The 23843-nt window shown below is 67.4% G+C and carries 19 protein-coding genes; 8 read left to right on the top strand and 11 right to left on the bottom strand.

Features of this window, described 5'->3' with window-relative positions:
• Positions 1 to 8: 8 nt before the first annotated feature.
• Together C8N38_RS10675 and C8N38_RS10680 are read left to right on the top strand one after the other, a co-directional pair.
• Positions 9 to 1220: an acetyl-CoA C-acetyltransferase gene (locus C8N38_RS10675; protein WP_108027155.1), complete on the top strand. Its 1212-nt coding sequence runs from the start codon at positions 9 to 11 to the stop codon at positions 1218 to 1220.
• 11 nt (positions 1221 to 1231) lie between these two features.
• Entirely contained in the window at positions 1232 to 3421 is a 2190-nt protein-coding gene (locus tag C8N38_RS10680; RefSeq protein WP_108027157.1) for a 3-hydroxyacyl-CoA dehydrogenase NAD-binding domain-containing protein, read from the top strand.
• On the opposite strand, the gene C8N38_RS10685 is transcribed toward C8N38_RS10680, so the two are convergent.
• Positions 3409 to 4143, bottom strand: a complete 735-nt coding sequence (locus C8N38_RS10685) for a Hint domain-containing protein (RefSeq protein ID WP_108027159.1) — start codon at positions 4141 to 4143, stop codon at positions 3409 to 3411. The two genes, C8N38_RS10680 and C8N38_RS10685, sit on opposite strands and share 13 nt — an antisense overlap.
• A 355-nt stretch (positions 4144 to 4498) precedes the next feature.
• On the opposite strand from C8N38_RS10685, the gene C8N38_RS10690 reads away from it, so the two are divergent.
• Positions 4499 to 6130: an AMP-binding protein gene (locus C8N38_RS10690; protein ID WP_108027162.1), complete on the top strand. Its 1632-nt coding sequence runs from the start codon at positions 4499 to 4501 to the stop codon at positions 6128 to 6130.
• Positions 6131 to 6252: 122 nt separating this feature from the next.
• Entirely contained in the window at positions 6253 to 7269 is a 1017-nt protein-coding gene (locus tag C8N38_RS10695; RefSeq protein WP_108027164.1) for a hypothetical protein, read from the top strand.
• 25 nt (positions 7270 to 7294) lie between these two features.
• Here the strand turns inward: C8N38_RS10695 and C8N38_RS10700 are convergent, their stop codons facing one another.
• The 6 genes from C8N38_RS10700 to C8N38_RS10725 all read right to left on the bottom strand — a co-directional run bounded on the left by C8N38_RS10700 (position 7295) and on the right by C8N38_RS10725 (position 12400).
• Positions 7295 to 7822 carry an SPOR domain-containing protein gene (locus tag C8N38_RS10700; RefSeq protein WP_108027166.1) on the bottom strand — a complete coding sequence of 176 codons (528 nt, stop codon included), beginning with the start codon at positions 7820 to 7822 and terminating at the stop codon, positions 7295 to 7297.
• A 63-nt stretch (positions 7823 to 7885) separates the two neighbouring features.
• On the bottom strand, positions 7886 to 8518 hold the full coding sequence (gene upp, locus C8N38_RS10705) for a uracil phosphoribosyltransferase (RefSeq protein WP_108027170.1): 633 nt from the start codon (positions 8516 to 8518) through the stop codon (positions 7886 to 7888).
• Positions 8511 to 9494, bottom strand: a complete 984-nt coding sequence (locus C8N38_RS10710) for an adenosine deaminase (RefSeq protein ID WP_108027172.1) — start codon at positions 9492 to 9494, stop codon at positions 8511 to 8513. The genes upp and C8N38_RS10710 overlap by 8 nt, the downstream gene beginning before the upstream one ends.
• Positions 9491 to 10702: a phosphopentomutase gene (locus C8N38_RS21895; RefSeq protein ID WP_108027174.1), complete on the bottom strand. Its 1212-nt coding sequence runs from the start codon at positions 10700 to 10702 to the stop codon at positions 9491 to 9493. Before C8N38_RS21895 ends, C8N38_RS10710 begins: the two co-directional genes overlap by 4 nt.
• Complete coding sequence (locus C8N38_RS10720; RefSeq protein WP_108027175.1) at positions 10699 to 12009, bottom strand: thymidine phosphorylase; 1311 nt, start codon at positions 12007 to 12009, stop codon at positions 10699 to 10701. Before C8N38_RS10720 ends, C8N38_RS21895 begins: the two co-directional genes overlap by 4 nt.
• Position 12010: 1 nt before the next feature.
• On the bottom strand, positions 12011 to 12400 hold the full coding sequence (locus tag C8N38_RS10725; protein ID WP_108027176.1) for a cytidine deaminase: 390 nt from the start codon (positions 12398 to 12400) through the stop codon (positions 12011 to 12013).
• Positions 12401 to 12590: 190 nt separating this feature from the next.
• Here C8N38_RS10725 and prpE point away from each other — a divergent pair, with 190 nt between their 5' ends.
• The 3 genes from prpE to C8N38_RS10740 all read left to right on the top strand — a co-directional run bounded on the left by prpE (position 12591) and on the right by C8N38_RS10740 (position 17705).
• Entirely contained in the window at positions 12591 to 14486 is a 1896-nt protein-coding gene (prpE, locus tag C8N38_RS10730; protein ID WP_108027177.1) for a propionate-CoA ligase PrpE, read from the top strand.
• Between the two features lie 286 nt (positions 14487 to 14772).
• Positions 14773 to 16290, top strand: coding sequence for a hybrid sensor histidine kinase/response regulator (locus tag C8N38_RS10735; RefSeq protein ID WP_158272338.1), 1518 nt, complete (start codon positions 14773 to 14775; stop codon positions 16288 to 16290).
• Positions 16287 to 17705 (top strand): sigma-54-dependent transcriptional regulator, encoded by a 1419-nt coding sequence (locus tag C8N38_RS10740; protein WP_108027179.1) that lies wholly within the window; start codon positions 16287 to 16289, stop codon positions 17703 to 17705. The genes C8N38_RS10735 and C8N38_RS10740 overlap by 4 nt, the downstream gene beginning before the upstream one ends.
• A 62-nt stretch (positions 17706 to 17767) precedes the next feature.
• Here the strand turns inward: C8N38_RS10740 and C8N38_RS10745 are convergent, their stop codons facing one another.
• A complete protein-coding gene (locus tag C8N38_RS10745) occupies positions 17768 to 18535 on the bottom strand; it encodes an NAD kinase (protein ID WP_108027180.1) in 768 nt (255 codons plus the stop codon).
• Between the two features lie 173 nt (positions 18536 to 18708).
• On the opposite strand from C8N38_RS10745, the gene glyA reads away from it, so the two are divergent.
• Positions 18709 to 20004: a serine hydroxymethyltransferase gene (glyA, locus tag C8N38_RS10750; protein ID WP_108027181.1), complete on the top strand. Its 1296-nt coding sequence runs from the start codon at positions 18709 to 18711 to the stop codon at positions 20002 to 20004.
• A gap of 418 nt (positions 20005 to 20422) precedes the next feature.
• Here the strand turns inward: glyA and hisG are convergent, their stop codons facing one another.
• Genes hisG through hisS form a run of 3 tightly spaced genes read right to left on the bottom strand, consistent with a single transcriptional unit; the run spans position 20423 to position 23817 of the window.
• A complete protein-coding gene (gene hisG, locus C8N38_RS10755; protein ID WP_108027182.1) occupies positions 20423 to 21121 on the bottom strand; it encodes an ATP phosphoribosyltransferase in 699 nt (232 codons plus the stop codon).
• Complete coding sequence (locus C8N38_RS10760; RefSeq protein ID WP_108027183.1) at positions 21118 to 22224, bottom strand: ATP phosphoribosyltransferase regulatory subunit; 1107 nt, start codon at positions 22222 to 22224, stop codon at positions 21118 to 21120. The genes hisG and C8N38_RS10760 overlap by 4 nt, the downstream gene beginning before the upstream one ends.
• A gap of 3 nt (positions 22225 to 22227) precedes the next feature.
• Complete coding sequence (gene hisS / locus C8N38_RS10765; protein WP_108027184.1) at positions 22228 to 23817, bottom strand: histidine--tRNA ligase; 1590 nt, start codon at positions 23815 to 23817, stop codon at positions 22228 to 22230.
• Positions 23818 to 23843: the final 26 nt, after the last annotated feature.

Genomic DNA, 23843 nt, shown 5'->3' on the forward strand with positions numbered 1-23843 from the left:
GAGGACATATGACAGACGCTTTCATCTACGACGCCGTCCGCACCCCGCGCGGCAAGGGCCGCAAGGACGGCAGCCTGCACGAAGTGACCTCGCTGCGGCTGTCGGCGGTGGTTCTGGACGCGCTGAAGGACCGGAACGGGCTCGAGGGCCATGCGGTCGAGGACGTGATCTGGGGCAACGCGACCCAGGTCGGCGAACAGGGCGGCTGCCTTGCGCGCAGCGCGGTGCTGGCCTCCGGGCTCGATGAATCGATCCCGGGGCTGTCGATCAACCGCTTCTGCGCCAGCGGGCTCGAGGCGGTGAACCTTGCCGCCAACCAGGTGCAGGGTGGTGCGGGCCACGCCTATATCGCGGGCGGGGTCGAGATGATGGGCCGGGTCGCCATGGGCAGCGACGGGGCCGCCATCGCCGTCGACCCGAGCCTGGCGATGAAGACCTATTTCGTCCCCCAAGGCATCTCGGCCGACATCATCGCGACCGAATATGGGTTCTCGCGCGACGATGTCGACGGGCTGGCTGTCGAAAGCCAGAAGCGGGCGGCGCGGTCCTGGGAGGAGGACCGCTTTGCCCGCTCGATCGTGCCGGTGAAGGACGTGAACGGGCTGACCATCCTCGGGCGCGACGAATACATGCGCCCGGGCACCGACATGCAGACGTTGGGCGCACTGAAACCCTCGTTCAAGGACATGGGCGAGATGATGCCCGGCTTCGATCAGCTGGCGCTGATGAAATACCCGCATCTTGAACGGATCGAACATGTGCATCATGCGGGCAACTCGTCAGGCATCGTCGATGGCGCGGCGGGCATCCTGATCGGCAGCGCCGAGTTCGGTCAGGCGCACGGGCTGAAACCCCGGGCGCGGATCCGGGCCACCTGCAAGATCGGCACCGATCCGACCATCATGCTGACCGGCCCCGTGCCCGCGACGCAGAAGATCCTCAAGGATGCGGGCATGCAGATTTCCGACATCGACCTGTTCGAAGTGAACGAAGCCTTCGCGGCCGTCGTCTTGCGCTTTATGCAGGCCTTCGATGTGGACCCGAGCGTGGTGAACCCCTGCGGCGGGGCCATCGCGCTGGGTCACCCGCTGGGCGCGACCGGGTCGATCATCCTCGGCACGCTGCTCGACGAGCTCGAGCGGACCGGCAAGGGCACCGGGCTGGCGACGCTTTGCGTGGCCTCCGGCATGGGCGCCGCAACCATCATCGAACGGGTCTGAGGGAGGCGAGAATGGCTGAATTTCACTTTGCGACCGACGCGGACGGCATCGCCACGATCACCTGGGACGTGCCCGGCAAAAGCATGAACGTGCTTAGCTTTACCGGCATCGAAGAGCTGAACGCCCATATCGACAGCGCGTTGGCCGACGAGGCCGTGAAGGGCGTGGTCATCACCTCGGGCAAGAAGGACTTCGCGGGCGGGATGGACCTGAATGTCATCGCCCGGATGAAAGAGGAGGCAGGCGACGACCCGGCGCGCGGGCTTTTCGAGGGCACCATGCGGCTGCACGGCCTGCTTCGAAAGATCGAGCGGGCGGGCATGGATGATCGCAACAAGGGCGGCAAGCCGATTGCCGCCGCCCTGCCCGGCACCGCGCTGGGGATCGGGCTGGAACTGCCGCTGGCCTGTCACCGGATCTTTGCCGCCGACAATCCCAAGGCCAAGATCGGCCTGCCCGAAATCATGGTCGGCATCTTCCCGGGCGGCGGCGGCACCACGCGGCTGGTGCGCAAGCTGGGCGCGATGGGCGCCTCGTCCTTCCTGCTGGAGGGCAAGCTGTCGGACCCGAAGAAGGCAAAGGCCGCGGGCCTGATCGACGAGGTGGCCGAAGACCCGGTGGCCGCGGCCCGCGCCTGGGTCTTGTCCGAACCGAACATCGTCAAGCCCTGGGACGAGAAGGGCTACAAGATGCCGGGCGGCGCGCCCTATCACCCGGCGGGCTTCATGACCTTCGTCGGCGCCTCTGCCATGGTGCATGGCAAGACCAAGGGGGTCTATCCGGCCGCCAAGGCCCTGTTGTCGGCGGTCTATGAAGGCGCGCTTGTGCCCTTCGACACCGCGCTGAAGATCGAGGCGCGCTGGTTCACCCATGTGCTGATGAACCCGTCCTCATCGGCGATGATCCGGTCGCTCTTCATCAACAAGGAGGCGCTGGAAAAGGGCGCGGTGCGCCCTGAGGGCGTGCCCGATCAGTCGGTGAAGAAGCTCGGCATCCTCGGCGCGGGGATGATGGGTGCGGGCATCGCGCTGGTCTCGGCCCAGGCCGGGATCGAGGTGGTGCTGGTCGATCAGAGCCAGGAGGCCGCCGACAAGGGCCGCGCCTATACCGAATCCTACATGGACAAGGGCATCAAGCGCGGCAAGGCAACCCCCGAGAAGAAGGCCGAGATCCTCGGTCGCATCACCGCAACCACCGATTATGACGCGCTGAAAGGCGCCGATCTGATCGTCGAGGCGGTGTTCGAGGACCCGGGCATCAAGGCCGAGGTCACGAAGAAGGTGCAGGCCGTGGTGGGCGAGAATTGCATCATTGCAACCAACACCTCGACCCTGCCGATCACCGATCTGGCCAAGGCGGCGGACCGGCCCGAGGACTTCATCGGCATCCACTTCTTCAGCCCGGTCGAAAAGATGCTGTTGGTCGAGATCATCAAGGGCAAGGCCACGGGCGACCGGGCCGTGGCCAAGGCGCTCGATTTCGTGCGCCAGATCCGCAAGACCCCCATCGTGGTCAACGATGCGCGCTTCTTCTACGCCAACCGCTGCATCATCCCCTATCTCAACGAAGGGATCCGCATGGTGGCCGAAGGCGTCTCGCCCGCGCTGATCGAGAACGCGGCCAAGCTCGTGGGCATGCCGCTGGGGCCGCTGCAACTGGTCGACGAGACCTCGATCGATCTGGGCGTGAAGATCGCGAAGGCCACGAAGGCCGCGATGGGCGAGGCCTATCCCGACGGGGCGGTGGACGAGGTGATCTTCTGGCTGGCCGACGAGGGACGCCTGGGCCGGAAGGCCAAGGCGGGCTTTTATGCCTATGACGAGGCGGGCAAGCGGACCGGGCTTTGGGACGGGCTATCGTCGAAATTCCCGCCCGCGGAGGATCAGCCGGATGTGCACGAGGTGCAGCACCGTCTTCTCTTCGCGCAAGTGCTGGAGGCGGTGCGAGCGCTTCAGGAGGGCGTACTGATGGACATTCGCGAAGGCGATGTCGGGGCGATCCTTGGCTGGGGCTTTGCGCCCTGGTCGGGCGGGCCGTTGTCCTGGCTCGATATGATCGGGGCCGCAAAAGCGGTCACGCTCTGCGAGGACCTGGCCCAGCGCCATGGCGACCGCTTTGCCCCGCCCGCCCTGCTGCGCGAGATGGCAGAGGCGGGCGAAAGCTTCTATGCGCGCTTCGCGCCCGACGCTCAGGCGGCGTGAATCAGAAGCGCGTCGAGCAGAGGAACGGTCTGCACCATCGGCAGCCGGGGCGGAGTGGCCGCCCCGGCATGCGCGCTTTCCAGCGCCGCGACGATGCGGCGGGCATCGTCCAGCGTGGGGATGACGCCGCAGGTCAGCGACTCGAGGTGAAGTTCGTGCAGGCGGTCGATGGACACCGTCTCGCCCACCTTGCGCGACGGGCAATGCACCAGGGCCGCGCCATTGGCATAGACGATCTCGGGCGACTCGAACGCGATCGAGACGACCGGCACCGACGATCCCAGAAGCGGCGCCGTCCGCCGGATGCCCAGCACGCCGTCGAGGATGCTGGCCGGAAGAAGAACGAACGGATCGCCGTAAATCTCTTCGGCGAGATCGGACTCAATCAACAGGGTCTGTTCGGGCAAGAGCATCAGCGGCTGCGTGTTGTCGAGCACGCCCTGCGGCACTTCGAGCGGCCAGAGCGGCAGAGGGCAGGCCGTGGGACCGCGCCACAGGAAGCCGCGCTCGACCGACCGGATCGGCTGCGAGCCGCGGTCGAAGGTCAGCACCATGTCTCCGGGCACAAGCGCCTCGACCGGGCGCCAGCCGTCGCGGGTCGCAAGCCGCGTGCCCGCGCTGAACCCGCAGGCAAGCCCGGCCAGGGGCTGCGAGGACGGGTCCGCAAGCCCGCCCTCTTCGGGGACCGGCTGGCTGCCATGAAAGTTGATTCTGAATCCCATTGCGGTTACTCCCCCTTTCTGGGCGGCCGTGTTGCCAAGGGTTTGGGCAGCGTCGTCACGCCGCCGATGCGGCGCCAATCCGCGAGCGCCATTTGAGTTATTCTAAAGTGCAATGCCGTCCCCAATTGGGCTCGATCCCGACGGCAATGCGGCACATCCCATCGGTCCGGCGGCCAATTTCCTGCTCCGCCCAAGACTTGTGACCGGACACGAACGAAGGCCGAACGGGAAGATCCCGGTCCGCGCGCAGAAAAACGCGCATCGACTCGCCCGTCGAGACGCTGCCCCCTTCCCTCCGACGGCGGCTCTGGCCAAGATCGGGCCGGGAAATCGTATCGAGCGAGGGAGGTGGGCCATGGGATGGCTGTCCGATGAAACCGGTCTGGAGAAATGCGCGGCGAACTACGTTCCGCTGACGCCGCTGTCCTTTCTGAAACGCGCGGTGCGGGTCTTTCCCGACCGGGTGGCGCTGGTCTATGGCCAGCGTCGCTATACCTACCGGCAGTACCATGACCGGGTGACCCGGCTGGCCTCGGCGCTGGCGGCCATGGGGGTCAAACCCGGCGACGTGGTGGCGACGCTGCTGCCCAACGTGCCCGCGCAGGCAGAGGCGACCTGGGCCGTGCCCGCCTGCGGGGCGGTGCTGAACACCATCAACATCCGACTCGACGCCAATACGGTCAGCTACATTCTCGATCATGGCGGCGCCAAGGTGCTGCTGGTCGATCCGCAATTCCTGCCGCTCGCGGCCGACGCGCTGGAGGATATGGAGGGCGAGCGTCCCCTGATCATCGAGGTCGGCGACGACCCCGAGGGGGTGCACGACTTCGGCGACTTCCCGGAATACGAGGACATCCTGGCCGAGGCCGATCCCGATTTCGAGTGGATCCTGCCCGAGGACGAATGGGAAAGCCTCGCGCTGAACTATACCTCGGGCACCACCGGGCGCCCCAAGGGCGTGGTCTATCACCATCGCGGCGCCTATCTGAACGCGATGGGCCAGATCGTGAGCTGGCGTCTGGTGATGCACCCGGTCTATCTGACCATCGTGCCGCTGTTTCACTGCAACGGCTGGTGCCACACCTGGATGGTTCCGGCGCTGGGCGGCACTGTCGTCTGCTGCCGCGACATCACGCCCAAAGCCATCTACGACGCCATCGCCGACGAGGGCGTGACCCATTTCGGCGGCGCCCCCATCGTGATGAACATGATCGTCAACGCGAAGGACGAGGACCGGCGCGACTTCAAGCACACCGTCGAGGTCTTTACCGCCGGCGCCCCGCCCGCCGCCGCGACGCTGGCCGCGATCGAGCCGCTGGGCTTCAACATCACCCATGTCTACGGGCTGACCGAAACCTACGGTCCCGCCACCGAATGCACCTGGAATGCCGAAGCCTGGGACGACCTGCCGACCGAGGAACGTGCCCGGATGAAGGCGCGTCAGGGCGTGGCCATGCCGTTCATGGAAGAGGTGACCGTGCTCGACCCCAAAAGCCTCGACCAGGTGCCTATGGACGGCCAGCATCAGGGCGAGATCATGTTCCGCGGCAACGGGGTGATGAAGGGCTATCTCAAGAATCCCCGTGCCACCCGCGAAAGCTTTCAGGGCGGCTGGTTCCATTCGGGCGATCTGGCTCATCAATACGACGACGGCTATTTCGAGATCGCCGACCGCGCCAAGGACATCATCATCTCGGGCGGCGAGAATGTCAGTTCGGTCGAGGTCGAGGGTGTCCTGATGCACCATCCCGACGTGCTGTTGTGCGCGGTGGTGGCCAAGCCCGATGAAAAATGGGGCGAGGTGCCCTGTGCCTTCGTCGAATTGAAGGACGGCCATTCGGTCGATGGCGACGCGCTGATCGCCTTCGCCCGCGAACGGCTCGCGGGCTTCAAGACGCCCAAGCGGGTGGTGTTTCAGGACCTGCCCAAGACCTCGACCGGCAAGATCCAGAAATTCGAGTTGAGGAAGATCGCCAAGGCGCTGTGACGCCGCATTCGGTCCGCGGCGGCCACAGGCCGCAAGCGGGCGTTGTCTCATTGTGGGCGGCGGCCGGGTCGGCTATCGTCCGCCCGCAAACCCAGAGAACGTGCAGGCAAGACCGGCCGCCCATGACGGCGCTCAAGAAATTCCAACGCCTCGAAAGCCCTGGCCTCTGGCGCGAAAGCCCCACTGCCCAGCGGCGCGACGTGATCCTGTCCTTCGGCGACGCCTCGCTGGTGGTGTCGGACAGCGCCGAACGGGTGCTGACGCACTGGTCGCTGGCCGCGCTCGAGCGACTGAACCCCGGCCAGTTGCCGGCGCTTTATTCGCCGGGCGCCGATAGCGGCGAAACGCTCGAGATCGACGACGACCTGATGGTCGAGGCGCTTGAAACGGTGCGCCGGGCCATCGGCCGGGCGCGGCCGCGTCCGGGGCGGCTGCGGATCTGGATCGTCGCGGGGACGCTGGCGGGCCTTGCGGCGCTGGCGGTGTTCTGGCTGCCCGGGGCGCTGGTGCGCCAGACCGTGGCGGTCGCGCCGCCCGAGGTGCGCGCCGAGATCGGTCAGGCGTTGCTGGCCCGGATGGCCGACGCGGCCGGAACCCCCTGCGACCGGCCCGGCGGGCAGCGCGCGCTGGACCGGCTGGCCGCGCGGCTGCTGCCCGGCACGGCGCGGACGGTGCGGGTCCTGCCCGGCGGCCTGCCGCGTGCGCTGCATCTGCCCGGCGGGGTGATCCTCCTGAACCGGGCACTGGTCGAGGATTACGAGGACGTCGCCGCCGTGGCGGGCTTCATCCTGGCCGAGGATGCGCGCGCCGCCCGCTCGGACCCGCTGGCCGATCTGCTGCGCGCCGCCGGGCCCCTGGCCACCTTCCGCCTTCTGACCACCGGCACTCTGCCAGACAGGGCGCTGTCGGCCTATGCCCATGACGTGCTGGTGGCGCCCGAAGCCCCGCTGCCCGAGGCCGACCTGCTGGCGCGCTTCGCGGCCGCCGGTCTGCCCTCGACGCCTTACGCGCTGGCCCGGGACGTGACCGGCGACAGCGTGCGCGGGCTGATCCAGAATGACCCGTTGCAGGGACGCGAGACCGATGCGCCAATCTCCGATGGCGACTGGCTGAGGCTGCAGGCAATCTGCGGCGGCTGACAGGGGGCGCCCCCGAAAGGCGCTCTCAGCGCTTGGAGGACACGGGCGTATAGCCCGCCCGCCTCAAGACGCTTTGCGCGCGGCCATGGCTTTCGCGGTCGGCGAAGGGACCTGCGAAGATCACCGTCACCAGGTCTCCGTCCGCCATCACCCGGCCCTGTCGTACCGGCAGACCCAGACGGCGCAGATCGGCCACCGCATCGCCCGCCGCATCGGCCTCGGTGAAGGCGCCGACCTGAATATACCGGCTGCCCGCCGAGGGCGGCACCGCGACGGGCGCAACCGCTTGGGGCGGCCGAAGCGCCGGATCGACCAGGCGTTGCGGTACGCGCTCGGTCCAGACCGTCCGCATCTGGGCATCGCCCCAGTCGGTCCTGCGGCCCCGCAGCGGATTGAGCCGGTCGTCTTCCCAGACCGCGCGATAGCCCGGCAGCACCTGAAGCGGCACCGCGCCAACGGGGGCGGACTCGGCCCGGACCGGCGCGGCACCGGGACACCCGAGTCCCAGCGCCAGAACCGCGGCCACGGCCAGACGATATCGCTGATACGGCATGGCACCCTCACCTTTTCGCAAAAAGCGTGACACCGCACCCGGAGGGTGTAAAGACGAAAACCGCTACCGCGTGCCGAACATCCGGTCGCCCGCGTCACCCAGCCCGGGCACGATATAGCCCTGCTCGTTCAGCCGCTCGTCGATCGAGGCGGTGACGATCGGCACATCGGGATGGGCCTCCTTCATCCGGGCAACGCCCTCGGGCGCGGCCAGAAGGCACATGAAGCGGATGTCGTTGGCGCCCGCCTTTTTCAAAAGCTCGACCGCGGCGGCCGAGGAATTGCCGGTGGCCAGCATCGGGTCGACCACGATCACCAGCCGGTCCTTCAGATCCTGCGGCACCTTGAAATAATACTGCACCGGCTCCAGCGTGGTCTCGTCGCGATAAAGCCCGACAAAGCCGACCCGGGCCGAGGGCACCAGCTCCAGCACGCCGTCCAGCAAGCCGTTGCCCGCGCGCAGGATCGAGACCAGCACCAGCTTCTTGCCCTCCAGCACCGGCGCGTCCATCGTGCAGAGCGGGGTTTCGATCCGGCGGGTGGTCATTTCCAGCTCGCGGGTGATCTCGTAGGCCAAAAGCTGGCTGATCTCGCGCAGCAGCTGCCGGAACCCGGCGGTCGAGGTGTCCTTGTCCCGCATCAGCGTCAGCTTGTGCTGCACCAGCGGGTGGGTGACGACGGTCAGATGGTCATACATCGGCGGCCTCCAGGCGGGTCTTGAGCTTTGCGCGGGTTTCCGCATCGCAGAAGGCGGCGTCAAGGGCCACCCGGTTCATCGCGGCAAAATCGCTGTCCTCCCAGCCGAAGGTTTCGGCCAGCCGGGCATATTCGCGCCGCATCGTGGTATGAAAGAAGGGCGGGTCGTCGGTCGAAACCGTCAGCTTGACGCCAGCGCGCCTCAGCCGGTCGATCGGATGAGCCGCCAGCGACGGGTAAAGACCCAGCGCGACGTTGGAGCCGGGGCAGACCTCCAGCACGGTCCCCGTCTCGGCCAGATGCTCGACGAGCCCCGGGTCCTCGATGGCGCGCACGCCATGGCCGATGCGGTCGACCCGAAGATCCGACAGCGCCTCGCGCACCGAGGCCGGGCCGCTCCATTCGCCGGCATGGACCGTCAGCCCGAGACCGGCCTCGCGCGCCATGTCGAAGGCATAGGCAAAATCGCGCAGCCGCCCGCGGCGCTCGTCCCCCGCCATGCCGAAGCCCACGACGAAATCGCCCGCTGTCTCGGCCGCACAGCGCGCGGCCTCGCGCGCCCGGTCGGGGCCCAGATGGCGGATGCAGGTGACGGTGGCGCGCAGCAGGATGCCATCGCCTTCGGCGCGCTCCGCCGCCTCGCGGATCGCCTCGAGATGCTCGACCCAGGCCGCCAGATCGCAGCCGCCGCAAAAGTCGGGAGACAGGAAGGTTTCTAGGTAGATCACGCCTTCGGACGCCGTCTCTTCCAGCACGGCCGCGGTCAGGCGGGCATAATCCTCGGGCGTTGTCAGCGCCGAAGATGCCGCCTCGTAGATATCGAGAAACTGCAAGAACTCCGCGGAATAATAGGCCCCATCGGCATCGAAAATGCGGGAAATGTCCAAGTTTCGTGCCCGGGCCATATCGCGGATCAAGGCCGGAGGCGCGGCGCCCTCCAGATGGTGATGCAATTCGATCTTGGGCAGGTCGGTCACAGAAAACTCCGTCCGGGGCCTTGGGAGGGAACGCCGAGATGCGCCGCCACGCTGGCGCCGATATCGGCAAAGGCGCGAAGACCGGCCGCCCGCGCGCCGACCCCGGCACCGATGACCGGCACCCGTTCGCGGGTATGGTCGGTGCCGGTCCAGGTCGGATCGTTGCCATGATCGGCGGTGATCAGCACCAGATCGCCGGGCCGCATCCGCGCCAGAACGGGCGGCAGCGCCGCGTCGAACCATTCGAGCGCCCGGGCATAGCCCGCAACGTCGCGGCGGTGGCCATAGAGGCTGTCGAACTCGACGAAATTGGCGAAGGTCAGGCTGCCGTCGGGGGCCTCGTCCATCAGGTCGGTCCAATGCGCCATCAGCTCGGCATCGGGGCCGGTGCGGACCTCGTCGATGCCGCGCATCGAGAAGATGTCGCCGATCTTGCCGATGGCCTGCACCCGCCGCCCGGCCCCCTGAACCCAGTCGCACAGCGTCGGCGCGGGCGGCGTCATGGCATAGTCGTGCCGGCGCGGCGTCCGGACGAAGCCAGTTTCGGCCGCGCCGGTGAAAGGCCGCGCGATAACCCGGCCGATGCGCATCGCATGAAGCCGCGGCGCGATGCCAGCGCAGAGTGCATAAAGCCGGTCGAGCCCAAAGGCCTCTTCATGCGCCGCGATCTGAAAGACGCTGTCGGCCGAGGTGTAAAGGATCGGCCAGCCGGTCCGCAGATGCTCGGCCCCAAGCCGGGCGACGATTTCGGTGCCGGAGGCATGGCAATTGCCCAGCGTGCCGTCGGTGCCTGCAAGATGGCGGATCTCGGCAAGAAGATCCTCGGGGAAGGCGGGAAGCTCGCGCGGGAAATAGGTCCAGTCCCAGGGCACCGGGACGCCCGCCAGTTCCCAATGCCCAGAGGGCGTGTCCTTGCCGCGCGACACCTCGGTCGCGGCGCCCCACAGCCCCTGCGGCGCGGCCCCAAGCCCGGGCGCGGTCTGGCCCGAGGCCAGACGAATGGCGGCCCCCAGACCCAGATTGTCGATATTGTGCAATTTCAATGGCCCGCACCGCCCCGAATCCGCCCGACCTTCGGCACAGGCCTGTGCGATATGGACAAGTGTGTTCGCGCCGGTATCGGGCCGGTCCTCGTTGAAGAACCCGTCGGCATCGGGCGCACCGCCGCAGCCGACGGAATCCATCACCACGAGGAAGGCCCGGCTCATCGCAGAACCCTCCGCTGCACCAGCGGCGGGATCTCGGGCGCGGTGTCGCCCAGGCGGAAGGCCCCCCGCACCCGCGCCGCCACCGCGTCGGCATCGGTGTCGCTGGCCGCGTGGACAATGGCCAGCGGCTCGCCCGGCGCGATCCGGTCGCCCAGCGCCGCCATCTCGGCCAGCCCGACCGCCGGGTTGATGCGGTCGCCCTCGCGCCGCCGCCCGCCGCCAAGGGCCACCACCGCAAGGCCCAGCGCCTCGCCGTCGATGGCCTGAACGATACCGCCCTCGGGCGCCGTCACCTCGCACAGCACCGGCGCGGCGGGCAGCCGGTCGGGCCAGCGCTCGACGAAATCGGCCGGGCCGCCAAGCTCGGCCACCATCTCGCCGAACTTGAGCGCGGCCTCGCCCGACTCGAGCGCCCGGGCGATCCTGAGCGCGCCGTCGGCCGCATCATCGGCCAGACCGCCCAGCGCCAGCACCTCGCCGCCCAGCGCGCAGGTCAGATCCCAGAGCGCAGGCGTGACCCCGGTGCCGGTCAGCGTCTCCATCACTTCGATCACCTCGAGCGCATTGCCCGCCGCGCCGACCAGCGGCTGGGACATGTCGGTGATCAGCGCGCTCGTCATGCAGCCCGCCCCCTGCGCGGTCGCGACCAGCGCCCGGGCCAGATCCTCGGCCTCTTCCATGTCCTTCATGAAAGCGCCCGAGCCGACCTTGACGTCCAGCACCAGCGCCTCAAGCCCGGCCGCCAGCTTCTTGGACAGGATCGAGGCGGTGATCAGGTCGATGCTCTCGACCGTGCCCGAGACATCGCGGATCGCGTAAAGCCGCCGGTCGGCGGGGGCGATGTCGCCCGAGGCGCCGACAATGGCACAGCCCACCTGAGCGGTGATCTCCTTGAGGGTCGAGACCGGCACCTCGCTGCGATAGCCAGGGATCGATTCGAGCTTGTCGAGCGTCCCGCCGGTATGGCCAAGCCCGCGCCCCGAGATCATCGGCACGAAGGCGCCGCAGGCGGCAAGCGCGGGCGCCAGCGCCAGCGACACGCAATCGCCGATGCCGCCCGTGGAATGCTTGTCGAGCACCGGCCCCGGCAGGTCCCAGTCGAGCACCTTGCCGCTGTCGCGCATCGCGCGGGTCAGCCCGACCCTCTCGGGGTTGGTCAGCCCGTTCAAAAGCACGGCCATGGCGAAGGCCCCGGCCTGGGCATCCGTGACCGCGCCGGTGGCGAGGCCCTCGGCGAACCAGTGCAGATCCGCGTCGGTCAGGGCCTCGTCATCGCGGACCCGCGCGATAATGCTGCGGGCATCCATGTCAGTTGTCCATATGGGCGGGCGTGAAGGCCCCGGGCAGCAGATCGGCCAGGGTTGCGACCCGGGTGGCGCCGCCGGTCGTGGCCAGCGTCACCGGGACCCCGGGCGCAGCGAACTCGGCCAGCTTCTGGCGGCAGCCGCCGCAGGGCGGCACCGGATCGGGACTGTCGGCGATCACCGCCACCTCGCGGATCTCGCGGCAGCCCGCAGCCACCATCGCGGCAATCGCGCCGGCCTCGGCGCAGGTGCCTTCGGGATAGGCCGCGTTCTCGACATTGCAGCCGGAATAGATCTGCCCGTCCGCCCCCAGGATCGCCGCCCCGACCTTGAAGTTCGAATAGGGGGCATAGGCGTTTTCGCGCACCGCGCGGGCAGCGGTCAGTAGCGGCATGGGGTCCTCCCGTTTCCCGGACAATCTGCGGCGCCGGTGCGGCCGATGCAAGCCCACCCGAAATCGCGACGAATTGGCGCGGCGGGCGGGCGATTGCGCTAACATTCATTCGAGATGGAGTTTCTATCTTGCGCAACTTCAACTCCCTGCGTAACAGAATTGCGCCAGTTACGCGGAGGGAAGGAAAGTCATGTCATATGCCGAGGTCTACGAACGCTGGAAGGCGGACCCCAACGGCTTCTGGATGGAAGCCGCGGAGGCGATCGACTGGGTGGAAAAACCCTCCAAGGCGCTGTTCGACGAGAATGCGCCCCATTACGAATGGTTCAGCGACGGCATGGTCAACACCTGCTGGAACGCGGTCGACCGTCATGTGGAACAGGGCCGCGGCGAACAGGTCGCGATCATCTATGACAGCCCGATCACCCATACCAAGCGCGAGATCACCTATGTGGAACTGCGCAACCGCGTGGCGACGCTGGCGGGGGCCCTGCGCGACAAGGGCGTGACCAAGGGCGACCGGGTCATCATCTACATGCCGATGATCGTCGAGGCGCTGGAAGCGATGCTGGCCTGCGCGCGTCTGGGCGCGATCCATTCGGTGGTGTTCGGCGGCTTCGCCGCGCACGAACTGGCCGTCCGGATCGACGACGCCAAGCCGAAATGCATCATGGCCGCCTCCTGCGGGATCGAGCCGGGCCGTCTGGTCCACTACAAGCCCCTGCTGGACGGCGCCATCGAGCAGGCCAAGCACAAGCCCGAATTCTGCGTGATCTACCAGCGCGAACAGGAAGTGGCCCAACTGACCGAGGGCCGCGACGTCAACTGGCACGGCTTCCAGTATGGCGTGCAACCGGCAGAATGCGTCCCGGTCGAAGGCAACCACCCAGCCTATATCCTTTATACCTCGGGCACCACCGGCCAGCCCAAGGGCGTGGTCCGTCCGACCGGCGGCCATCTGGTGGCGCTGAACTGGACGATGAAGAACATCTACAACCTCGAGCCGGGCGATGTGTTCTGGGCGGCCTCGGACGTGGGCTGGGTCGTGGGGCACAGCTATATCTGCTATGCGCCGCTGATCCACGGTAACACCACCATCGTTTTCGAGGGCAAGCCCGTGGGCACCCCCGATGCGGGCGTCTTCTGGCGGGTGATCTCGGAACACAAGGTGAAAAGCTTCTTCACCGCGCCGACCGCCTTCCGCGCCATCAAGCGCGAGGACCCGAACGGCGAATATGTCAACAAGTACGACCTGACCGGACTGAAGGCTCTGTATCTCGCGGGCGAACGCGCCGATCCCGACACCATCAAATGGGCCCAGCGCATGCTGGGTGTGCCGGTGATCGACCACTGGTGGCAGACCGAAACCGGCTGGGCCATCGCGGGCAACCCGCTGGGGATCGAGAAACTGCCGGTCAAGATCGGCTCGCCCTCGGTGCCGATGCCGGGCTATGACGTACATATCCTCGACGAGGGCGGGCACGAGGTCGGGGCGAACACGCTGGGCGCCATTGCGATCAAGCTGCCGCTGCCTCCGGGCACGCTGCCGACCTTGTGGAACGCGCCCGAGCGGTTCGAGAAATCCTATCTCAGCCACTTCCCCGGCTACTATGAGACCGGCGATGCGGGCTACAAGGACGAGGACGGCTATCTTTACATCATGGCGCGGACCGATGACGTCATCAACGTCGCGGGCCACCGGCTGTCGACCGGCGCCATGGAAGAGGTGCTGGCCAGCCATCCCGACGTTGCCGAATGCGCGGTGATCGGCGTCGCGGACGAGCTGAAGGGGCAATTGCCGATGGGCTTCCTGTGCCTCAACGCGGGCTGCACCCGCGACCATGGCGAAATCGTCCGCGACTGCGTCAAGCTGGTGCGCGACCAGATCGGCCCGGTCGCGGCCTTCAAGCTTGCCTGCGTCGTCGACCGCCTGCCCAAGACCCGCTCGGGCAAGATCCTGCGCGGGACCATGGCCAAGATCGCCGACGGGCTGGACTTCAAGATGCCCGCGACCATCGACGACCCGGCGATCCTTGACGAGATCGCCGATGCGGTGAAGCGGCTGGGCTACCCGCAGGCGGCCTGAGAGGCGGTCCGCGGGGCCCGGCGTCGGGCCCCCGCCTAAAAAAAGCACCTGGATTAGAGCCGACGCAGAGACAATCTTGCGTCGGCTCGCGTTTTTTTTACCTTTTGGGTGCTTTTTTCCCCGATCCTGGCCGGACCTGACGAATAGACAGGTTGGTGCTTGGCCGCAGGCGCGATAGTAAGATGGCAATGCAACCCATGCGAGTGTAGTGATGTTGCCGATCCCGGAACGCACCGCCAGTGGGACTGTCGGCGGGGACGAAGACTTCGGCCCGGCCGGTCGGGGCATGCTCGCAGAGCCGAGTTTCGCCGGGCGCGGGGCACAGAAACGCGCGGCCATGCTGGGCCACGACATGCGGGCCGCGATCTCGGATATTCTCGGCGGACTGTCTCTGGCCGATCTCGGTCCGCTCGACGCCGATTCCCGGTTACAGCTCAAGCGGGTCCAAAGCGCGGCCGAACAGCTTGCCCGGCTGACCGACGAGACCGTCGCGCTGATGTCTGGCGACGAGGTCGACCGGGCCGAAGTGCCGGTCCATACCCAGTTGCGCCCGTTCCTCGACCGGATCGCCAGCCGCTGGCGCGCCCATGCCGACGAGCACGGGCTGAGCTTCGCGCTCGATGCCGATGGCGACCTGCCCGGCATCGTCGGAACCGACCCCGCCGCGCTGGAACGGATCCTGGCGAACGTGATCGGCAATGCGATGAAGTATTCCCCGACCGGAACGGTGCGGCTGCGGGTCCATATGGGTCCGCAGGAATCGCTGTGCCTGCGGGTGCGCGACACCGGCCCCGGCTTTTCCGAGGCGGCGCTGGCGCGGCTTTTCGAATTCGCCGGACGGCCGGTCGAAAGCAGCCGCCCCGGCACCGGGCTGGGGCTTCATATCGTGCGCGATCTGGCACGGCGGGTGCGCGGTCAGCTTCAGGTCGTGAATCTGGCCGAGGGCGGGGCCGAGGTTTCGGTCATCCTGCCGCGCAGCGCCTGGGCGCCAGGAGTGCATGCGCCGGGCGATCTGCATGACCTGCCCGATCTGTCCCGCTGCGACGTGCTGCTGGCCGAGGACAACCCCACGAACCAGCTTCTCATGCGGCAGATGCTGGAAACCCTTGGCGCGCGCTGCACGCTGGTCAAGGACGGACAGGCCGCGGCCGAGCTTCTGGCCGCGCGCCGCTTCGATATTGCGCTGATCGACATCGAAATGCCGCGCCTGTCGGGCATCGACGTGATCCGGCGCCTGCGCACGTCCGAAGGCGACGGCCCCGGTACCGCGGTGCTGGCGGTGACGGCCTTCGTGCTGTCGGCCAATCGCGACCAGATCTATGCCGCCGGCGCCGACGGGATCCTCGCCAAGCCGATCCTCAGCCTCGATTCCTTCGGCGAGGCCATCCTGCGGGTGTTGCGCAAGCGGCCCTGCGGCTGCATGCTGGTTCCGTCCCATGACGCCGCGCCCTTCGACGCACTGCATCTCGACCGGTTGCTGGCGCTGGCGGGGCCTGAGGACGGGCGCGAGCTTCTGACACGGATGCGCGACGATCTCGAAACCGTGCGCGCCGGCCTCACCGAAGCCCTCGCCCAGGGCGACCGCGCGAAGCTGCGCTCGCAGACCCATGTGCTGATCTCGCTGGCGGGCGCGGTCGGCAATGGCGCCCTGCAGGCGCTGGCCGAAAACCTCAATTCCGCTGCGCGCCTGCCGGACGAGGCCGAAATCGCGCGGCTCTGCCCAAGCACCATCGCCAGCATCGGGGATCTGTGCACCGCCCTTCGGGCCGAATTCGACAGCCGTTACAGCAAGGCAGGCGCATGAGTGTTCCCCCGCTTCTGATGATCGAGGACACGCCGTCCCTGCAGATGATCTACGAGACGGTGCTGCGCAATGCCGGCTACAAGGTGGTGTCCGCCTCGACCGCGGAAGAAGGGCTGGCGGCCTTCCGCGAACTCAAGCCGCCGGTCGTGCTGCTGGATCTGATGCTGCCCGATCGTCCGGGGCAGGAGTTGTTGCAGGAGTTTCTGGCCCTGGCACCCGAAACCCGGGTGATCGTGGTCACCGCCAACGGCTCGATCAACCGCGCGGTCGAGGCGATGCGGGCCGGGGCCTATGAATTCCTGCTCAAGCCCTTCAACGAACAGCGTTTCCTGCACGCGGTCGAAACCGCGCTGGCCGAGCGCGGCGCGGCCAACGAACCACCGGCCCCCGCCCCGCCGGTCCGGACAACCCCGGAACCGCCGACGGGTTTTGTCGGCAGTTCGCCGCAGATGGTGGCGGTCTACGACCGGATCGCCTCGGTCGGTCGGTCCAAGGCCACGGTCTTCATCACCGGCGAAAGCGGCACCGGCAAGGAGATCTGCGCGCAGGCCGTGCATGCCGCCTCGGCCCGGGCCGACGGGCCGTTCGTGCCGCTGAACTGCGCCGCGATCCCGCGCGATCTTCTGGAATCCGAGGTCTTCGGCCATCTCAAGGGCGCCTTCACCGGGGCGCTGGCCGACAAGCCGGGCGCCGCGGCGGTGGCTGACGGGGGAACGCTCTTCCTCGACGAGATCTGCGAGATGGACATGGGGTTGCAAACCAAGCTCCTGCGCTTCCTGCAGACCTCGACCGTACAGCCCATCGGCGCCTCGCATCCGCGCAAGGTCAATGTCCGGATCGTCTGCGCGACGAACCGCGATCCTCTCGAAGAGGTCCGGCTTGGCCGGTTCCGCGAGGATCTCTACTACCGCCTGCACGTGGTGCCGATCCACCTGCCGCCGCTGCGCGATCGCGGCGAGGATGTCGTCGAGATCGCCCAGGCCGCGCTCGAAAAGCTATCCGCCGAGGAAGAGCGCAGCTTCGACCGGCTCGCCCCCGAGGTGGCGGACCTGTTCCGCCGCCTGCCCTGGCCCGGCAACGTACGTCAGTTGCTGAACGTGCTGCGCCATGCGGTGGTGCTGAACCAGGGCCCCGAGGTCACGCTCGACATGCTGCCGATCGCGCTGCAGCAGGAGCGCGGGCGTCTGGCCGGGCCGGGGTTCAGCCCGCCGCCGGCGACCGGCAGTCCGACGCCGCCGGTCCAGATCGAGGACCTGATCGGCCGGACGCTGGCCGAGATCGAGCAGGTGGTGATCGAGGGCACCATCGCCCGCGAAGGCGGGTCGTTGCCGCGCGCGGCCAAGGTGCTCGACGTGTCGCCCTCGACGCTTTACCGCAAGCGCGAGGCTTGGGCGCGCAAGGACCAGGCGGGCTGACCGGCCCGCAGCGCGACCCCGATTTTTCGCAGAAAAATCGCGCCTGCCCTGGCCGCAGCGCCCTAAAGGAACTGTTCGCGGATCAGCCGCTCTTCAAGCCCGTGGCCCGGATCGAACAGAATCCGGTGCGAAATGGCCGATTCCGACCGGATCTCTACCATGCTCACGACCCCCGCCCCCCGGCTGTCGCCCTCGGCCATGACCGGGCGTTTGGCGGGTTGCAGGACCTCGATCCGGACCGTCGCCCGCTTCGGCAGCAGCGCGCCGCGCCAGCGCCGCGGCCGGTAAGGCGCGACCGCGGTCAGGGCCAGCACATCCGATCCGATGGGCAGGATCGGACCGTGGGCCGAATAGTTGTAGGCCGTCGAGCCGGCCGGGGTCGCCACCAGCGCGCCGTCGCAGACCAGCTCCTCGAGCCGCACCTTGCCATCGACCGAAATCCGGAGCTTGGCCGCCTGCGGCCCGGCGCGCAGAAGGCTGACCTCGTTGATCGCCAGCGCCTCCACCACTGCGCCATCCGGCCGGGTCGCCTTCAGCCTCAGCGGGTTGAGGATTTCCTCGGCCGCCGCCTCCAGCCGCTCGATCAGCCAGTCCTCGTGGAATTCGTTCATCAGAAAGCCAATGGTGCCGCAATTCATGCCATAGACAGGCAGATCATGCGCTTGCGTCGCATGCAGCGTCTGCAGCATGAAGCCGTCGCCGCCCAGAGCCACGATCACCTCGGCCGCCTCCAGCGCGGTCTGGCCGTACCGGGCCGTCAGCCGTTCCAGCGCGCCTTCGGCGCTCGCCGTTTCGCTTGCCAGAAAGGCGATCCTCGTCCTGCCGGCCATGTTCCTGTCCTTCGCGCGTTTCCGGCCAAGTCTTCGCGCGCGCCGATCGGAAACACAAGGCCCGGCTCCGCCCCGCGCTGACCCCGCGACCCGCTGAAAACGGGCTTTTGCGATGCCCGGCCTTCCGATAAAACCGCCGTCATCCGGCCCAGGCTGTTTCGAGGAGACCCAAGATGAATGCCCATCACCAAGACAGTGGCTTTTTCCAGGACGACCTGGCCACTCGCGACCCCGAAATCGCCAAGGCCATCGGCCTGGAACTCGGCCGCCAGCGCGACGAGATCGAACTGATCGCGTCGGAAAACATCGTCAGCCGCGCCGTGATGGAGGCGCAGGGCTCGGTGATGACCAACAAATATGCCGAAGGCTACCCGGGCAAGCGCTATTACGGCGGCTGCCAGTTCGTGGACATCGCCGAGAACCTCGCGATCGAACGCGCCTGCAAGCTGTTCGACGTGGCCTTCGCCAATGTCCAGCCGAACTCGGGCAGCCAGGCCAACCAGGGCGTCTTCACCGCGCTGTTGAAACCCGGCGACACTATCCTCGGCATGAGCCTCGATGCGGGCGGCCACCTGACTCATGGCGCCGCCCCGAACCAGTCGGGCAAGTGGTTCAACGCCGTCCAGTACGGCGTGCGCGAAAGCGATCTCGAGATCGACTACGACCAGATCGCGGCGCTTGCCAATGAGCACAAGCCCAAGCTGATCATCGCCGGCGGCTCGGCCATTCCGCGCATCATCGACTTCAAGCGCTTCCGCGAGATCGCCGACAGCGTGGGCGCCTGGCTGATGGTCGACATGGCCCATTTCGCGGGGCTGGTCGCGGCCGGCCTTTACCCCTCGCCCTTCCCGCATGCCCATGTCGCCACCACCACGACCCACAAGACCCTGCGCGGGCCGCGCGGCGGCATGATCCTGACGAATGACGAGGCGCTGGCCAAGAAGTTCAACTCGGCCATCTTCCCGGGCATCCAGGGCGGGCCGCTGATGCATGTGATCGCGGGCAAGGCCGTGGCCTTCGGCGAGGCGCTGCGCCCGGACTTCAAGACCTATCAGGAACAGGTCATCAAGAACGCCAAGGCGCTGGGCGCGGCGCTGGTCGAGGGCGGGTTGAACCTCGTCACCAACGGCACCGACAGCCACGTCCTGCTGGTCGACCTGCGGCCCAAGGGCGTGAAGGGCAACGCCACCGAGAAGGCTCTGGGCCGCGCCCATATCACCTGCAACAAGAACGGCATCCCCTTCGACACCGAGAAGCCCACGATCACCAGCGGCATCCGTCTGGGCTCGCCCGCCGGAACGACCCGCGGCTTCGGCGAAGAGGAATTCGCCCAGATCGGCCGCTGGATCACCGAGGTCGTGGACGGGCTCGCCGCCAATGGCGAAGAGGGTAACGCCGAGGTCGAGGCCCGGGTCAAGGCCGAGGTCGCGGCGCTCTGCGCCCGCTTCCCGATCTATCCCGCGCTCTGAGCCTGCCGTCCAGGCGCCTGCCGAAGGCGTTCTGGACGGGCCTTCCCCGTCCGATGACCGGCGGGCAAGTGCCGGACCGGACCTCTGCGACCCTGGCCGTTCTTGCCGGCCGGTCGTCCGATCGGGGTCGAGCTGAACCTTTATTTTGAAACGCCTGCGGCCCTTTCAGGGGCCGCGCCCGTGTCGCCTATTGGCCCAACAAGGCCCGAGGACGCGTGTCACGCGGCGCAACGGCAGTCTCACGACCGACGCTCTGGCCTGTCAGACGATCCGATCCATCGGCGGGTCGTTGAGGGCAAAATCGGCGCTTAGGAAGACGCTGAAGCTTCGGCACGTCCCTCGGCCAACGACACCGGCCGGACCCGCGCCGGAAGGAGGGTCCGACGTCACGGGGCGGACCGGCACGGCCCCCCGAAGGTCAGCGCCCCAGCCCCAGACGGTCCAGAAGCTCGCGCAGGTTCACGCGGTCCGCGTCGCTGTACTCGGCCGAGCGCGACTTGAAAAGCGTCGCCTGGCTGCGGTGGATCAACCCGTCGGACAATATCTTCAGGTGATTGGCCCGCAGCGTCTCGCCGGTCGAGGTGATATCGGCGATGGCTTCGGCGGTCAGGTTCTTGACCGTGCCCTCGGTCGCCCCCTGACTGTCGACCAGCTGATAGTCGGCCACGCCCGCATCGCGCAGGAAGACCCGGACCAGCCGGTGATACTTGGTCGCGATCCGCAGCCGGTGGCCATGGGCGGCCCGGAAGGCCGCCGCCGCCGCGTCGAGATCGTCCAGCGTGTCGACATCGGCCCAGCAGCGCGGCACCGCGATGATCAGATCGGCATAGCCGAAGCCCATCGGTTCGAGCGCCAGCACCCGATGTTCCCAGTCGGCGATCCGTTCCTGTACCAGATCGGACCCGGTCACGCCCAGATGGATTCGCCCCGAAGCCAGCTCGCGCGGGATCTCGCCCGCCGACAGCAGCATCAGTTCGATCCCCTCGACGCCCTCGACCGCGCCCGAATACTCGCGCTCGGACCCGGTGCGGGCGATAGAGATGCCCCGCTCGGCGAACCAGTCGAAGGTCTTTTCCATCAGCCGGCCCTTGGAGGGCACCCCGAGTTTCAGCGTCATGCCAGCGCCTCCGTCAGCGACAGCACCAGTTCGGGCCGGACCACGCCGCCGACCGCGGGCACCTCGCGGCCGCGCCCCAAGATGCGGGTCAGCGCGTCATAGCGCCCGCCCGTGGCGACCGGCGGCAGCCCGGGCTGGCCCTCGGCGTAGAAGCCGAAGACGAAGCCGTCGTAATATTCCATCGTGGTGCGACCGTAGCTGGCCTCGAAATCCAGAAGATCGACGTCGATCCCTTGCCCCGCCAGCGCGTCGAGCCGCGCCTGCATCCGGTCGACCGCCGGGCCGATGGTCTTGAGATCGACCGCGATGTCGCGCAGATGCGCCAGCGCATGCACCGAGGTCTCGCGGATCGACAGCAGATCCTCCAGCAATTCGGTCTCGCCGGTCGAGACCGGCGGCTCGGCCGCGTCCTGAACCAGAGCGTAAAGCCGGTAGGCCACATCGGCGCGCGAGCGCAGTCCGATTTCCGGAGCGGCGGCGTTCAGCACCGCCTCGACGCCATGGGTCTCGATCTCGGCCAGCAGGCGCTTGCGGCTTTCGGGCACCGGGGTGCGCCCGGCAAACCGTTCCAGCAGCGCGCGGAACCGGCGCGGCCGCCAGACATGGCGCCGCAGCGCCGCCTTGCGCTTGTCCGTGGTCGAAAGCCCGTCGACAGCCGCAAGGATCAGCCCGATATCGCCGGTCGCGGCCCTGAGGTCGAGCGGCGACAGCGCCTCGGAAAACAGCGCGAAGACCTCGGCATCGGCCTCGGCCGGGCTTTCGCCGCCGAAAAGCTCGTAGCCCACCTGGATATATTCGTTGGGCCGAGCCGGGTCGCGTTCCTGCCGGCGGAAGACCTCGCCGCAATAGGTATAGCGGGCCGGGTCGGCGGCGCTGTCCATATGCATCTGCACCACCGGCACGGTGAAATCGGGGCGCAGCATCTGTTCGCCCCGCAGCGCGTCCGAGGTCACATAGGCCCGCGCCCGGATATCCTCGCCATACAGATCGAGAAGCGTCTCGGCCGGTTGCAGGATCGCGGTCTGAACCGGCTCGGCCCCCGCGCCCCGGAAGAACACATGCAGCCGTTCGGCCTGCGCGAGAATGCGGCCCTTGTCCTGCACCGCTCAGCCCTCGCCCTGCGCGAGCAGCCGCCGGACCTCGGCCACCAGATCGCTTCGCGCCGCCTCGAACTGGGCAGGCTGGGATTTCCATTCCTCGAGGCTGGCGCTTTCGGCGATCCTCGCGCCCAGCACCAGATCCTTGATCTGGACGACGCCGCGCGCCGCCTCGTCGCTGCCCTGGATGATGGCGACGGGCGACTGGCGTTTGTCGGCGTATTTCAGCTGGTTGCCGAAGTTCTTCGGGTTGCCCAGATAGACCTCGGCGCGGATGCCGGCATTGCGCAGCTCGCCCACCATGGTCTGATACTCGGCCATCCGGTCGCGATCCATCACGGTCACGATCACCGGACCTTTCGGGTCGGCCCCGGCGCGGCCCTTGGCGCGCAGCGCGGCCAGCAGCCGGTCGACGCCGATCGAGACGCCGGTCGCGGGCACGTCCTGCCCGGTGAAACGCTTGACCAGATCGTCATAACGCCCGCCACCCGCGACGGACCCGAATTGCCGCGGCCGCCCCTTTTCGTCGAGGATCTCGAAGGTCAGTTCGGCCTCGAAGACCGGGCCGGTATAATAGCCAAGCCCCCGCACGACGGACGGATCGAGGATGATCCGGTCAGAATAGTACCCTGAATAGAACAGCATCTCAGCGATCTGAGCCAACTCGTTCACACCCTCTCTGCCTTCGACAGAGTGTTCCACGAGAGATAGCAAGCGCTGCAAAGTGTCGTAGTTCGGGTTCTCTCTTCCTCGCTTGGGAATGAACACGTTTGACGACAGTTCGAAAGGAGTCGGGCGCTGCGCCACCTGTCGCTCCATCGTGTCGAGATTCTTCTCTTCTACGTTCAAGAAATGAAGAAAATGCTGAATTTGTTCGGGATTAAGTCCCGCGCCTTCAGTGAAGTCGCCGCTTTGGTCCTCCCGACCTTTGCCCAAAAGAGCTTGAACACCTACAGGTCCGAGTCGGTCAAATTTGTCGAGTGCTCGCAGAACGATGCCGCGTTCCCGTTCAAATTTCGAAGGATCCTCGGGATCGAGGATACCCGCCACTTCCATAAGCCCATTCAGGACTTTGCGGCTATTGATTCGGATAATGTAGTCACTACGCTCGATACCGACAGCCTCCAAGGCGTCTGCCAGCATCATGCAGACCTCGGCATCGGCGGCAACGGTCGCCGCGCCCACCGTGTCGGCATCACATTGATAGAACTGACGGAACCGCCCCGGCCCCGGTTTTTCGTTGCGCCAGACCGGCCCCATCGCATAGCGCCGGTAGGGGCTGGGCAGATCGTTGCGGAACTGCGCCGCGACCCGGGCCAGCGGCGCGGTCAGGTCATAGCGGAGCGCGACCCAGTCGCTGTCCTCCTCCTGCCAGGCGAAGACGCCTTCGTTGGGACGGTCGACATCGGGCAGGAACTTGCCCAGCGCCTCGACCGTCTCGACCGCGGAGGTCTCAAGGGGATCGTAACCATAACGGTGGTAGACCTCGGCGATACGGTCGAGCATCGCCTTACGTTCCGTGACATCGACACCGAAATAGTCGCGGAAACCCTTGGGCGTCTCGGCCCTGGGGCGGCGGGGTTTCTTGTCCTTGGCCATCGGTCTCTCGCCACTGCCTACGCGTC

Source organism: Rhodovulum kholense (assembly GCF_003053725.1).
GTDB classification, from domain to species: Bacteria; Pseudomonadota; Alphaproteobacteria; order Rhodobacterales; family Rhodobacteraceae; genus Rhodovulum; species Rhodovulum kholense.

What these genes read in the sequence shown, in the direction of transcription:
- hisS (WP_108027184.1), bottom strand. Translation starts at nt 23,817, where the DNA reads ATGGCCAAGGACAAGAAACCCCGCCGCCCCAGGGCCGAGACGCCCAAG.
- C8N38_RS10695 (WP_108027164.1), top strand. Translation starts at nt 6,253, where the DNA reads ATGACGGCGCTCAAGAAATTCCAACGCCTCGAAAGCCCTGGCCTCTGG.
- C8N38_RS10720 (WP_108027175.1), bottom strand. Translation starts at nt 12,009, where the DNA reads ATGGATGCCCGCAGCATTATCGCGCGGGTCCGCGATGACGAGGCCCTG.
- prpE (WP_108027177.1), top strand. Translation starts at nt 12,591, where the DNA reads ATGTCATATGCCGAGGTCTACGAACGCTGGAAGGCGGACCCCAACGGC.
- glyA (WP_108027181.1), top strand. Translation starts at nt 18,709, where the DNA reads ATGAATGCCCATCACCAAGACAGTGGCTTTTTCCAGGACGACCTGGCC.
- hisG (WP_108027182.1), bottom strand. Translation starts at nt 21,121, where the DNA reads ATGACGCTGAAACTCGGGGTGCCCTCCAAGGGCCGGCTGATGGAAAAG.
- C8N38_RS10675 (WP_108027155.1), top strand. Translation starts at nt 9, where the DNA reads ATGACAGACGCTTTCATCTACGACGCCGTCCGCACCCCGCGCGGCAAG.
- C8N38_RS21895 (WP_108027174.1), bottom strand. Translation starts at nt 10,702, where the DNA reads ATGAGCCGGGCCTTCCTCGTGGTGATGGATTCCGTCGGCTGCGGCGGT.
- C8N38_RS10735 (WP_158272338.1), top strand. Translation starts at nt 14,773, where the DNA reads ATGCTCGCAGAGCCGAGTTTCGCCGGGCGCGGGGCACAGAAACGCGCG.
- C8N38_RS10740 (WP_108027179.1), top strand. Translation starts at nt 16,287, where the DNA reads ATGAGTGTTCCCCCGCTTCTGATGATCGAGGACACGCCGTCCCTGCAG.
- C8N38_RS10745 (WP_108027180.1), bottom strand. Translation starts at nt 18,535, where the DNA reads ATGGCCGGCAGGACGAGGATCGCCTTTCTGGCAAGCGAAACGGCGAGC.
- C8N38_RS10725 (WP_108027176.1), bottom strand. Translation starts at nt 12,400, where the DNA reads ATGCCGCTACTGACCGCTGCCCGCGCGGTGCGCGAAAACGCCTATGCC.
- C8N38_RS10700 (WP_108027166.1), bottom strand. Translation starts at nt 7,822, where the DNA reads ATGCCGTATCAGCGATATCGTCTGGCCGTGGCCGCGGTTCTGGCGCTG.
- upp (WP_108027170.1), bottom strand. Translation starts at nt 8,518, where the DNA reads ATGTATGACCATCTGACCGTCGTCACCCACCCGCTGGTGCAGCACAAG.
- C8N38_RS10680 (WP_108027157.1), top strand. Translation starts at nt 1,232, where the DNA reads ATGGCTGAATTTCACTTTGCGACCGACGCGGACGGCATCGCCACGATC.
- C8N38_RS10685 (WP_108027159.1), bottom strand. Translation starts at nt 4,143, where the DNA reads ATGGGATTCAGAATCAACTTTCATGGCAGCCAGCCGGTCCCCGAAGAG.
- C8N38_RS10690 (WP_108027162.1), top strand. Translation starts at nt 4,499, where the DNA reads ATGGGATGGCTGTCCGATGAAACCGGTCTGGAGAAATGCGCGGCGAAC.